Source organism: Terriglobales bacterium (assembly GCA_035573675.1).
Classification (GTDB): Bacteria; Acidobacteriota; Terriglobia; order Terriglobales; family Acidobacteriaceae; genus DATMAB01.
The window spans coordinates 108,836-120,740 of record DATMAB010000013.1; the positions used below are offsets into that span (position 1 = coordinate 108,836).

Below are 11,905 nucleotides of genomic sequence, written 5' to 3' on the forward strand. Positions count from 1 at the left end.
TGCTCATTGAATCATTGAAAACCGCCGGCCCGGCGAGTAGTTGATACATCCAACGGGTGAGTGCTTCTCAATGATTCAATGAAAAAATGAATCAATGATTCAATCCCTATGTATCACTACGATCCCAAAGCGGCGCTGGAAGAAGTGAGCGAAGAGGCTCTGCTGCCCAACCCGGTGCACGTGCGCGACATGATCCTGCGCGGTAGGTTCGGCCCCGACCGTTCGCTCGAACTCAACCGCCAGTTCCTCGAGTACCAGAAGCTGTTCGGCGAGGCGCAGAAAGTCGTGACCGGGCTGCTCGAGCAGTTGGCGGAAAAAAAGAAGTAGGCGCGATCCCTCCCGCCATGCCGTCATCCTGAGTGAGGGAGGGCTCCCGCGCGCCTGCTCAAGCGCGGGAAACCCCGAGCGAAGGACCTCGGTTTTCAGCGTGCGGCTACAATCGCTGCGCCACGGGAGGCCCTATGAAATTCCACACCGAATACCTGACCTTCAACACCCGCAAGCACCGCGAGTACATCCACATCACTCCGCAGGTGGAAGCGGCCGTCGGCAAGAGCGGCGTGAAGGAGGGCATGGTCCTGGTCTCGGCCATGCACATCACCGCCTCGGTCTATGTGAACGACCACGAATCCGGCTTGATCGCCGATATCGACGAATGGCTGGAGAAGCTGGCGCCCTTCCGCAAGGATTACCGCCACCACCACACCGGCGAAACCAACGGCGACTCCCACCTGAAGAGCCTGCTCATGCACCACGAGGTCACGCTGCCTATCACCAACGGCCGGCTCGACCTCGGCCCCTGGCAGCGGGTCTTCTACGCCGAATTCGACGGCCGCCGTCCCAAGCGTGTGATCATCAAGGTGATGGGCGAGTAAGCGCATCTCCGCGCCGGGCTGCGCCTCGCCCACAACCCACGAAGGCTCGGGTTACACCGCCACCGTCTCGGCCACCCGCACCAACGCCTGCATCCGCACCGGCGTGGAGAGCGAGCGCGTCACCAGGCATGAGCGCTCGGCCTTCTCCAGCAGGCGCATCCCGCGGTCGCGGTCGTGCTCATGGGCGACGGTCAGCACCGGACGCAGTTCGAGGTCCGTGAAGCGGAAGCCTCCCTCGCTTTTGGCGAGCGTGCCCACGGCGCTCACTTCCAGATCCAGCGCCTCGAACTTCGACATCTCGGCGATGGCCGCGAACGTGGCCACGAAGCAACTGCTCACCGCCGCCACGAAGAAATGCTCCGGTGTCCAGAACCCGATCTCGCCCTGGAACTCCGGCGGCGCGGAAAAATCCAGGTCCTGCGTCACTCCTTCGCCCAGTACCCGGCCGCGGCGGCCCTCGGTCCAGTGCGCATCCACCTTGTAGCGGTAATCGGTCATTTCTTCCTCCTTTACCCGGCCGCTCGGCGGCCTTCACGTCATGATTCCTTCCGCATACCCAGTTCTTCGCCCAGTTCCCGATGCTGCTTGCGCCAGCGCTCAGTCGCTTTCTCCACGTCGCGGGCATGTTGCCGGATGCGCGCGCGATCCATTTGCGGCTTCTCGAGCTCGACGTCGAGCTCTTGCAGCGCTTCGTGCATGCGGCTGCGTTCACGGTCCATCTTGCGGATGTGATCGCGCAACGCATCCTTCTGCTCCGGGCTCATTTCCTTTATCAGCCGCACATGCGCTTGCTCCATCTCCTGGTAGCGCTCCCGCAGTTGGTCGCGAAGTCTCTGCGCCTGCTCAGCACTGAAACCGCCTCCGCGCGCTGCCTGTTGCAGCTCGCGCGCCTGCGTCCGCACACGGTCCTGCGCCTGTGTGCAGGCCCGGTACTGGTCGCGTTGCTCGTCGCTAGCCCGGATGCGATCCCGATCCCGGTCGCGATCCCGGTCCATATCGCCCGGCCCCTGGCCCTGCATGCCGGGCTGCTGCTGACCTTGCTGGCCCATCTGGCCCTGCTGACCTTGCTGCCCCATTTGGCCCATGCTGGAACCTTGCTTCTGTCCTCCCTGCATACCCCCGCCGCCGCGCATCTGCGCAAACGCGGTCGGAGTTGCCAACGCCAACGCGACCATGAGTGCTAATGCTTTAGGGTTCATCTCTTGCCTCCATCAAGAATCGGGAGACATCTGGCTTAGGTGCATTCCAGGTGCTTCCTCTTGTATCTTCGATGCTCCCGCGAAACTCGCCTATGATGCGCGTCACACGCAGCTGTGAGCCTTGTGCCCTCATCCCGATGGGTAGAGACGTTGCTTGCAACGTCTAGGAACAGGCGTTCTCTAGCCCCAGCGCAGATACGCGCTTGGAACGTCTTCCAAAACAAAACGGCCGCCGCTTTCCGCGACGGCCGCTCTCGAGAGGCGGAGAAAGTTAGAAGGTCACAATGAACTTTACGATGGCGTCCTGGTAACGCCCGATAAACTGCCACGACGCCGCCAGCAACACCAGGGCCGGGGCTAGGAGCAGCGTGATCTCCGCTGTTCTTGCTAACGCCGACCTGGTAGCTTCCCTTACCCTATCCATGATTACTCCACTCCTCGATGGAATGCCGCCATCGTAGCCGGGTCCTCGAACCCTGAAAATGGCCCGTTGGTAGGATTACAAAGGTTACGTTACCCCTCGAGACAGGTAACGTAACTCTATTTCTTTCATCAGGTTACGGTTGACGTTGCGAAGAGCGGAGGCCTTCCTGAGACCGCCCCGGTGTACACTTGCCGCTCTTCGCCCTTGACCCGACGCACCCTCTACGGCCTGACCATCTTCCTCAGTGCCTTCCTGCTCTTCCAGGTCCAGCCCATCCTCGGCAAGTACATCCTGCCCTGGTTCGGAGGCACGCCCGCCGTCTGGACCGCCTGCCTGCTCTTCTTTCAGACCATGCTGCTCGTCGGATATCTCTACAGCCACACGCTTGCGGTCCGCTTCAGCCCGAGCAGCCAGGTTGCGATCCACACGGCCCTTCTGGCGTCTTCCCTGGCCTGGATCTTCTACCAGGCCCAACGCTGGGGAACGCCCGTCCTGCCTCCCTCCGCAGAGAGACTCGTCAGTGCCACGCACCCGACGCTGGACGTCCTGTTCCTGCTGCTCGCCGCCGTCGGTGTACCCTACTTCCTGCTCTCAAGCACCGGCCCGCTCCTGCAGGCCTGGTTCGCTCGCGCGCAGCAGGCTTCGCCCTACCGCCTCTACGCGCTTTCCAATGCCGGCTCGCTTCTCGGGCTCTTGAGCTATCCCTTCGCCGTCGAACCGGCCCTCTCTCTGCGGACACAAGGCCGTATGTGGACCTGGGGATACGTCGCCTTCGTCGTGGGCTGCGCCGCTTGCGCATGGAGCGCCGGCCGCAGCGCCGCGCCGTCCGATCCGGCGCCCATCGCGAACGATTCCCCGCCCGCGCGCGGCGCCCTCCTGTTGTGGGCCGCGCTGGCCGCTTGCGCTTCCGCCATGCTGCTGGCCACTACCAACCAGATCTCGCAGGAAGTGGCCGTGGTTCCTTTCCTGTGGGTGCTGCCGCTGAGCGTCTATCTCGCCACGCTCATCGTCTGCTTCGACGCCCCGCGCTGGTACGCCCGGCGCTGGATGAAGTTCCTGATGGTCGCAGCCCTGGTCGCCCCGGTTCTGCTGTTCATCGGGCCCTACGCCGGCTTTCTGGTTCAGCTTGCCGGCTTCTCGCTCATCCTGCTGGTGGTGTGCATGGTCTGCCACGGCGAGCTGGTCCGCCTGAAGCCCGCCGCGCAACATCTCACCTTCTTCTATCTCGCGCTTTCCGGCGGCGCTGCTGCAGGCTCAGCGTTCGTGGCATTGCTCGCGCCGCGCCTCTTCCCAGCCTACTGGGAGTTCCACATCTCGCTCTGGACCTGCTGCCTGCTCGCCGTAATCGTGCTGGTGCGCGACCGGCAGCGTCTTTTCTATCGCGACGGATTCGGCCCGGGGTTTTACCTTGCCCTGGTGGGGCTTGCGGTCCTGGCCTCCGAACTCGGACTGCATGCCTGGTGGCAGACGCGCAACACGCTCGAAGTCGCCCGCAATTTCTTTGGCGTGGTGGCTGTGCGCGAAGACTTCGACTACGACAACACCTACTTGCGCATCCGGGTCCTCCGCCACGGTGGCATCACCCACGGCCTGCAGTACCAGGACGAGCGCCTGCGCACTCAGCCTACTGCCTACTTCGTCCCGGAAAGCGGCGTAGGCCTCGCCTTTGCATCGTTGCGAAGCCGCGCGTCATCCGGCTTGCGCATCGGCGTGGTCGGCCTCGGCATCGGCACGCTGGCCGCCTACGGCCGCGAAGGGGACTCCATCCGCTTCTACGAGATCAACCCGGAAGTGACGCGCATCGCCCGAGGCCCGCTCTTCTCTTATCTTCGGGATGCGCAGGCGCGTGTCGAGATCGTCGCCGGCGACGGGCGTCTCTCGCTCGAGCACGAACTCACGCAGGGCTCGCAGCAGTTCGATCTGCTCGTGCTCGACGCCTTCACCAGCGGCGCGCCGCCCGTCCATCTGCTTACGCGTGAAGCGTTCGACCTGTACCTTGCGCATCTCGCGCCGCAGGGCATCCTGGCTGTGAACGTGTCCAACCGCGCTCTCGATCTGCGGCCCGTCGTCCAGCGCGCCGCTGCGCACTCCGGCCTTGCGCTCACCTGGACGTATCTCCCGCCCGCCGGCCCGTTCCATCCCGGCGGCAGTTGGATGTTGCTCGCCCGCGACCCGCAGCTCCTCCGGGAACCTCCCCTCACCACCGCCGCCAGCCCGCTTCCCCCTCCACCTGCCAACTTCCGCCAGTGGACGGACGACTACAGCAACCTGTTCCAGGTCTTGAAATAGCGGGGATTGGGGGGACTTTTACGGCAGCGGCTTCAGCAGCGCCGCCGTCGAAGCCAGCTTCTCGGCCACCGGCCGGATGATGGCCGCCAGGCCCCAGAACAGCAGCACAGTGGACACGATGGTCGTCAGGACGTTGTCCCTCACTGCAACTTCGGGAAGATTCGCCCAGAGCAGGCTTCTGTCGCAGGTAGAGACATTACGCGCTCATCGTTGTCTTTTGTCTATTAACGAATCGGGTTCTCCCCGCCCGCGAACGGCCCGGGAGGCGATTCCGTGGCCAAATCAGCCCCGAAACGGCGGTTTTCGCAGCCTTCCATGTCCCGCCTTCCTCGCCGCAGTTAACTCCGTTGTAAACTCCTGCCCCATGCGGGCTCTTACCGAGCAGGACCTTCACCGCCTTCTCGACCCCGTGGCGGTCGTCGAGGTCATCGAGCAGGCCTTCCGCCGCGACTATCGCTCGACGGCGGTCCTGCCCGCCCGCACCCACATGCCCATCCCCGGCGGCATCCTGCTGATGATGCCCTGCTACGACTCCGCCCTGCCCGCTCTGGGCGTCAAGCTGGTTACGGTCACGAGGACCGGCATCCAGGCGCACTACTCCCTGCTCGATCCCGCTACCGGCACGCTGCTCGCGGCCATGGAAGCCAACTGGCTCACTGATCTGCGCACCGCGGCCACGTCGGCGGTCGCCACGAGGCACTTGATGCGTTCCGGCGCTTCCACCCTGGGCATCTTCGGCACAGGACGCCAGGCTTGGGCGCATCTCCTGGTATTTCAGAAGCTGTGGAGCTTTCGCCGCGTGTTGGTCTGCGGCTCGACTCCGGTAGCCACCCTCGACTTCTGTCGCCGTGTCGCCGGCGAACTCGGACTCCACGCCGAACCCGCCGACCACGCTGCGTGCGCCGCACACGCCGACGTCATCTGCTGCTGTACCACCGCGACCGAACCGCTCTTCGATGGCAGCGGGTTGCGTCCGGGCACGCACCTGAATCTGGTCGGCGCTTTCCGCCCCGACACGCGCGAGGTGGATGACCTCACCATCCAGCGCGCCCGTGTCGTGGTGGACACCTGCGAAGGCGCTCTGGCCGAAGCCGGCGACCTGCTCATCCCGCTCGCCGGCGGCGCCATCTCACGCAGCCACTTCCTCGCCGACCTGCATGAACTCATCTCCGGCAAGACGCGCGTGCGCACCGCCGACGACGACATCACCTTGTTCAAGAGCGTGGGCTGCGCGCTGGAGGACCTGGTGGTCGCGCAGCTTGCGTTTCAAGAAGGATGTTAAAACCTGGCTGGCCGTCATCCTGAGCGAGGGAGGCTTCCCGCCCGCTCTTTCCAGGGCGGGAAACCCGAGCGAAGGATCTCGGGTTTGTTTTCCTGACGACTGGCGACTCCCAACTGCTAACCGCTTATCGCTTATCGCCTCACTGCCTCGACCTGAACCCGCGCATCGTTGTAGCACGCCTGCCCCGCCACCTCGCTCACCGTGGCCGGACACAACGCGGTGGCAGTGAACCCGTTCAGCGAAGCCCTGCGCCACGCGCCCTTGGGCATCGAGACCACGCCCGGGCGCACGCGCCCGCTCACCTTGGCGCGGCACACCACTTCGCCCAGGCGGTTGAATACGCGCACGCGGTCGCCCTCGCCGATGCCGCGCGCCGCGGCGTCGTCGGGATGGAGCGTCAGGCGCAACTCCGCCAGGTTGAACTCGCCCAGCGTGCTCGAGATCAATCTCGACGTCGACGGGCTGATCATCGCCAGCGGATGCTCGGCGTCTTCCACGGGCGCGTATCGGTACGGCGCCGCACCCAGGCACGCCGGCGCCAAGTGAATCTTCTTGTCCGCGGTCAGAGGATAGATGTCCTGGAACAGCACCGGCCCTTTGCCGGGGAAGTCATAAGTCTCGCAGCCGCCCGCCGCCAGCTTCTCCGCCGCCGGATGTTTCCCGCTCATGTGCGTGGCCGCCGCCAGGTTCCGCACCCAGGTCGCATCGTCCCAGGCAAACGGAGCGTCGGTGAACCCCAGGGCGCGCCCCAGGGCGCCGAACACTTCGATGTTCGAGCGCGCCTCGCCGCGCGCCGCGATCACCGGACGCACGCCGCCTACCACGTAGCTGCCGTAGGCTTTGCGCACGTCGTAGTGTTCCAGGAAGGTGGTCGCCGGCAGCAGGATGTCGGCGTACGCAGCCGTATCCGTCATCACCTGCTCGTGCAATACCGTAAACAGGTCTTCACGACTCAAGCCGCGCAGCACTGCCTTCTGGTCGGGCACCGTCGCGGCCGGATTGCAGTTGTAAATGAACAGCGCCTTCACCGGCGGATCGAGCCGGTCGTTCAGAAGCTCGCCCAACTGCGTCATGTTCAGCTCACGCGTCTGCCACTTCAGCTCGCCCAGCAGCCGCGTATTGTCGAGCTTTCCGGCGCCGCCGTTGCTCAGCGTGTATCCGCCGCCGCGCACCCCGAACTTGCCCAGCAGCGCCGGCATGGCCAGCACCGCCGCCATCGCCTGCCCCGCGTTGCGATTGCGCTCCACGCCCCAGCCCAGGCGCAGCAGCGCGGGCGAAGTCTCCGCCCACTTGTCCGCCAGCTTGCGGATACCATCCGCCGCAACGCGCGCCGTCTGTGCCGCACGTTCCAGCGGCCACTCCCGTGCCGCGGCCAACAGGGTATCAAGGCCTGTTGCATGCTTCGCCAGGAACTCGCGGTCGAAGCGGCCCCGCTCCTCCCAATAGTGGATCATCCCCAGCGCCAGCGGCAGGTCGGCGCCGGGATACACCGGCAGATGCAGGTCCGTTTCGGCATCGGAGAAATTCTGGGCCGGATCCACCGTGGCGATGAACGCGCCCCGCCGCTTGGCCTCGCGCAGGAACGGCACCAGGTGGATGTTGCTGGCCTTGGGGTTCGCGCCCCAGATCACGATGAAGCGCGCGTGCACGAAATCTTCGAAGGCCACGCCCGGCATCTTGCCGTACATCCCCAGGGCGACCTCCGTGGCGTGCGCGGCGCATAGCGTGCGCCCCAGCCGCGACGCACCCAGCCGCGCGAACAGCAGGTCGTCGAGCGTGCCGTCCGTCATCCAGCCGTTCGACCCTCCGTAGTGATACGGCAGGATGGCTTCCCCGCCCCACTTCTTCTGCACCTCGCGGAACCGCGCCACGATTTCCGCTATCGCCTCATCCCAGGAGATGCGCTCGAACTTCCCCGCGCCTTTCGGCCCGGTGCGCCGCATGGGATAAAGCAGCCGCTCGCCGCTGTACACCCGCTCGCCGAAGCGGCGGACTTTGGAACAGATGAACCCGCCCGTCACCGGATGGCCGTTTTCGGCCGCGCCGATGGAAGTGATTTTGCCGTCCTCCACCGTCACGCCCAGCGCGCACGTATCCGGACAATCCAGCGGACAGGTCGTTTTCAGAGTCTCGGGCATCGTCGTTAAGGCTAGCGCAAGTTGGCTGCCGGCTGAAAGGGCCATGTCGCTCGTGGCTATTGGCTCCTGACTTCTAGCTTCTAGCTCCTAGCTTCTGGCTAAAGACTTACCCACATCGTCGGCAGAAGCTTCCGCTAAACGGCACGATGGAAGTCGTGCCCCTCCGAAAGCATGTCGTTTACCCACGGAGGGAATCTAGCCAACACGACCCCGCCAGGTCCTAGAATGCCGCAGGTCACAGCCATGTCTCGTTTGCAATCTGCGTTCGGCGCGCTCGTCCTCACGCAGGCGGCTCACTCTGCTGAAGAGTACGTGGGGCGGCTCTGGGAAACCTTCCCGCCGGCCCGCTTCCTGTCCGGATTGGTATCGCCGGATCGAGAACTGGGGTTCATCGTTATCAACGTAGCCCTCATAGCGTTCGGCGTCTGGTGCTTCTTCTGGCCCGTACGCCGCCGCTGGCCATCCGCGACGCCGCTAGGCTGGGTTTGGGTGGCGGTGGAGGTGATGAATGGTGTCGGCCATCCGCTTTGGTCGGTTCGGGTTGGCGGATACACGCCCGGCGTCGCCACGGCCCCGGTGCTGCTGATCTTGGCCATCTGCCTGGCCTGGCAGCTGCGAGACCTGGAACGGCGCTCGTCCGCGCCCGGTTGACAGATTGCCGTACCTAATGATATGGTTAGCCATATGAAGACGACCATTCAGATTCCCGACAGTCTGTTCGAGGAGATCCGTCGGCTGGCGCAGCGTGAGCACACCACGCTGAAAGCCCTGGTTGAACAAGGGCTGCGCCGCATCCTCACGGAGCGCAAGCGGCGCGGCGGCGGGTTCCGTCTGCGAAGAGCTACCTTCAAAGGCCAAGGGCTGCAACCTCCCGTCGCCGGGGCCTCCTGGGAGCAAATTCGCGACCTGAGCTACGAAGGGCGCGGCGCATGATCGCGGTGGACAGCAACCTTCTGGTGTACGCGCACCGCGAAGACTCTCCCTGGCACGATGCTGCCTACGCTTGCCTGGTGGGACTGGCGGAAGGACGAGCAGCTTGGGCCATCCCGTGGCCGTGCCTGCATGAGTTTCTGGCCATCGTCACCCATTCTCGCATTTATGCTCCGCCGACACCGCTGGAGGCAGCGCTCGACCAGGTCCAAGCCTGGCTCGAATCCCCAAGCCTGGTCCTGATTTCTGAGACCGAAGACTACTGGCCGCAACTCCAAAGTCTGCTTCGCTCGGGTCGTGCTTCCGGGGCGCAAGTCCACGACGCCCGCGTGGCCGCCCTTTGCCTTCGTCACGGAATCCACGAGTTGTGGACCGCGGACCGAGACTTTTCGCGGTTCCCGGCAGTAAAGGTTCGCAATCCCCTCGTCGCCTAGAAGCTGTCTGTCACATCCTGTTTTGCCCGACGGTGCCCCATGTCTGCGCCATGCCTTTCGGCGCAGACGTGGGAAGACCACGTCCGCTTCCTCGCGACCCAAGCGCAGCGAGGGAGCAAGCGCCCGTAGGGCCGCAACGCTCATCGCTTACTGCTTATCGCCGCCTTCCCGCAACGCGATCTCCGGCACATACACGCCTCGTAGGTCCCGGCTCCACCACGCGCCGGTTTGCCGGCGCTCCTCACGCGTCGTGAACCGATACTCATAGAACCGCGCCCGCACGAACCTGGGCGGCTTCTCGGGAAACGGATTCTTCTCCAGCAGAGCCAGCACTTCCGGCCGCCCCTCGAGCAGCCGCACCATCAGGCGGATGACCCAGGGATGGTTGCGCGGGCTGCCCAGCGCGGCGAACCACATCTGCCAGTCGAGGCGCGGCTGGTGCGGCGCCACCCAACGCGGCCGCCGCATCACGTCGCCCGGCTTGTACTTGAATTCGTACTCCTGCCAGGTGACGCCGTCGTTCGAGCCTTCGAGCACGATCTCCCCGCGCGACGTGGTCATCACCGCGAACAACCCGTAGGTGTTCACCAACCGGAACGGATACACGCGCACCAGCACGGCATACCCCGTCTGCGACTCGACGTGAAAGAACATCTCCGCCATCTGGTATCCGCTCACCAGCAGGACGAACGAGGCCAGGAGCGACCCCACGACCATTCTCCACCGCGATACACCACTCTTTCGAAGCGCCGGGGCGGGAGTTGTGTGAGGGGGCACCACCGCGGTTTCTCTTTGAAAGGGCGCGGCTTCGGCCGCGCCGATAGAAGCCACAAGAGTCAGGGGCTTTAGCCCCTGAGGCAACACCCACCGGGACACACACCGCGCAAGCAGCTTGTCATCCAAAAGAAAAAAGCACAGCGCCACCGTCAACAGGTTGAAGAACGTGTAGTTCCCGGTCACGAAGATCAAACCCTGCAGCCCGATGCTCGCCAGCGCGGCGAAGTGCCGCACCCGCCGTGGCGCAAAGAACAGGAACGGAACCGCCAGTTCCGCCGCGAACATCATCACCGCCTCCAGCTTGTGGAACTCGAGCGGCAACTGGTGCATGTACCACGCCGGGGGCGTGGGCAGCGGCTGCGTCTCGTAGTGATAGCGCAGCGCGGCCAGCGCTCGCCACGCCGGGTCGCCGCTCAGCAGCTTTACCGCCCCGGACGTGAAGATGAGCCGGAAGAGCAGCCAGCGAAACAGCCAGCGCGTGACCCTTCCCGCGTCCAGAAAGATAGCCAGGAAGCCTGCTTCGAGCAGCAGCGCGTCCCACTGGAAGCTCATGAAGTCCTGGCCCGCATTCGCGAGCGACAGGTAGAGAGCGAACAGCGCCAGGCACACCACGGCGCGCGCCGCTGCGCTGATCCTCCCCGTTCCCGCAAGGAAGAAGAGCGCGAGCGCCAGCACGACGCCGGCGATGCACACGGCGGTGAGCGCGCGGTCGTTCGCGTCCAGCCAGAAGACGGTGGGCAGCGCCCAGTACGCCTGCGCCCCCAGCGCTTCCTTCGCCCGCGGCAGCAGTTCTGCGACCGGCAGCACGCCGTGCTCGCCGATCAGCCCGGTCACCTGCAGGCCGAAGGAGGCGAAGGCGATGGCGTAGATCGCCGCCAGCGCGCGCATGAAAAGCCACGGACCCAGCACGAACGTCTGCGGACCGAGCGGCAGCCCCCACAGCAGTTTCGTCGCGCGCATCGCCAGCCCACGATGCCTCGCTACCCATCCGTAGAAGGCTTCCGTCAGCGGCTCGGCCAGCGGCACGTGCTGGTACGCCCAGAGCATCCATCCCTTGCCGCGCACCGGTGCAAGCAGCGTGAACACCGCTTCGGCGCCGCGCAGCACCCGTCCGTGCGGCTCGATGAGCGTCACCGCGGCGGCAAAGTCCTCCCGCGGGACCTGCGGAAACCGCTCCCCGACCTCCTGGAACGCCACGTACTCGACGCTCTCCCCGGTGAGCTGCTTCCAGGATTCGACCCAGGCGCGGCAGAATCCGCAACCGCCGTCGAACACCAGCACCCGCCGTCCTTCGCCCTCTTGCAAGTACAGGCTCATGGCCGCTCAGCATACCCCGAACCCGCCTACACCCTCCCCCGCCGCCCTGCGAAAAAATAAAAAAGAAAAGAGAAGAGGGAAGAAGGAAAAAAGGAAAGCTAAGAAAGAAAAAGAGGAAAGAAGAGAAACAAGACAAAAAAGACTTGGCTCCTCAGGTAGGACTCGAACCTACAACCCTCCGGTTAACAGCCGGATGCTCTGCCATTGAGCTACTGAGGAGTGCGGAGGCCGCGTTGCGCG

At 64.7% G+C, this 11,905-nt stretch carries 13 protein-coding genes and 1 tRNA gene; 7 read left to right on the top strand and 7 right to left on the bottom strand.

Annotated features, from left to right (window positions below):
* Window positions 1-108 precede the first annotated feature (108 nt).
* Both VNK82_05140 and VNK82_05145 read left to right on the top strand, forming a co-directional pair.
* On the top strand, window positions 109-327 hold the full coding sequence (locus VNK82_05140) for a hypothetical protein (GenBank protein ID HXE90332.1): 219 nt from the start codon (window positions 109-111) through the stop codon (window positions 325-327).
* Between the two features lie 134 nt (window positions 328-461).
* A complete protein-coding gene (locus VNK82_05145) occupies window positions 462-875 on the top strand; it encodes a secondary thiamine-phosphate synthase enzyme YjbQ (protein ID HXE90333.1) in 414 nt (137 codons plus the stop codon).
* A gap of 51 nt (window positions 876-926) precedes the next feature.
* Here VNK82_05145 and VNK82_05150 read toward each other — a convergent pair whose 3' ends face one another.
* The 3 genes from VNK82_05150 to VNK82_05160 form a co-directional block, all read right to left on the bottom strand.
* Entirely contained in the window at window positions 927-1,373 is a 447-nt protein-coding gene (locus tag VNK82_05150) for an OsmC family protein (protein ID HXE90334.1), read from the bottom strand.
* Between the two features lie 38 nt (window positions 1,374-1,411).
* Window positions 1,412-2,074, bottom strand: coding sequence for a hypothetical protein (locus VNK82_05155; protein HXE90335.1), 663 nt, complete (start codon window positions 2,072-2,074; stop codon window positions 1,412-1,414).
* Between the two features lie 271 nt (window positions 2,075-2,345).
* Entirely contained in the window at window positions 2,346-2,498 is a 153-nt protein-coding gene (locus tag VNK82_05160; protein HXE90336.1) for a hypothetical protein, read from the bottom strand.
* Between the two features lie 204 nt (window positions 2,499-2,702).
* Here VNK82_05160 and VNK82_05165 point away from each other — a divergent pair, with 204 nt between their 5' ends.
* Window positions 2,703-4,787, top strand: coding sequence for a fused MFS/spermidine synthase (locus VNK82_05165; GenBank protein HXE90337.1), 2,085 nt, complete (start codon window positions 2,703-2,705; stop codon window positions 4,785-4,787).
* Window positions 4,788-4,805: 18 nt separating this feature from the next.
* On the opposite strand, the gene VNK82_05170 is transcribed toward VNK82_05165, so the two are convergent.
* Window positions 4,806-4,931 (bottom strand): hypothetical protein, encoded by a 126-nt coding sequence (locus tag VNK82_05170; protein HXE90338.1) that lies wholly within the window; start codon window positions 4,929-4,931, stop codon window positions 4,806-4,808.
* A gap of 220 nt (window positions 4,932-5,151) precedes the next feature.
* Between VNK82_05170 and VNK82_05175 the strand changes: the two genes are divergently transcribed.
* A complete protein-coding gene (locus tag VNK82_05175) occupies window positions 5,152-6,069 on the top strand; it encodes an ornithine cyclodeaminase family protein (protein HXE90339.1) in 918 nt (305 codons plus the stop codon).
* A 131-nt stretch (window positions 6,070-6,200) separates the two neighbouring features.
* Here VNK82_05175 and VNK82_05180 read toward each other — a convergent pair whose 3' ends face one another.
* On the bottom strand, window positions 6,201-8,207 hold the full coding sequence (locus VNK82_05180) for a molybdopterin-dependent oxidoreductase (GenBank protein ID HXE90340.1): 2,007 nt from the start codon (window positions 8,205-8,207) through the stop codon (window positions 6,201-6,203).
* 243 nt (window positions 8,208-8,450) lie between these two features.
* On the opposite strand from VNK82_05180, the gene VNK82_05185 reads away from it, so the two are divergent.
* From VNK82_05185 to VNK82_05195, 3 genes are read left to right on the top strand one after another with little or no spacing between them, the layout of a single operon-like run.
* The gene (locus VNK82_05185; protein ID HXE90341.1) at window positions 8,451-8,858 is read left to right on the top strand and encodes an HXXEE domain-containing protein; all 408 of its coding nucleotides are present in this window, start codon (window positions 8,451-8,453) and stop codon (window positions 8,856-8,858) included.
* A 33-nt stretch (window positions 8,859-8,891) separates the two neighbouring features.
* Complete coding sequence (locus tag VNK82_05190) at window positions 8,892-9,140, top strand: type II toxin-antitoxin system VapB family antitoxin (GenBank protein ID HXE90342.1); 249 nt, start codon at window positions 8,892-8,894, stop codon at window positions 9,138-9,140.
* Window positions 9,137-9,571 carry a TA system VapC family ribonuclease toxin gene (locus VNK82_05195; protein HXE90343.1) on the top strand — a complete coding sequence of 145 codons (435 nt, stop codon included), beginning with the start codon at window positions 9,137-9,139 and terminating at the stop codon, window positions 9,569-9,571. Before VNK82_05190 ends, VNK82_05195 begins: the two co-directional genes overlap by 4 nt.
* 147 nt (window positions 9,572-9,718) lie before the next feature.
* Here VNK82_05195 and VNK82_05200 read toward each other — a convergent pair whose 3' ends face one another.
* Together VNK82_05200 and VNK82_05205 are read right to left on the bottom strand one after the other, a co-directional pair.
* Window positions 9,719-11,665, bottom strand: a complete 1,947-nt coding sequence (locus VNK82_05200; protein ID HXE90344.1) for a lipase maturation factor family protein — start codon at window positions 11,663-11,665, stop codon at window positions 9,719-9,721.
* A gap of 144 nt (window positions 11,666-11,809) precedes the next feature.
* Window positions 11,810-11,884, bottom strand: a tRNA-Asn gene (locus VNK82_05205).
* Between the last annotated feature and the right edge of the window lie 21 nt (window positions 11,885-11,905).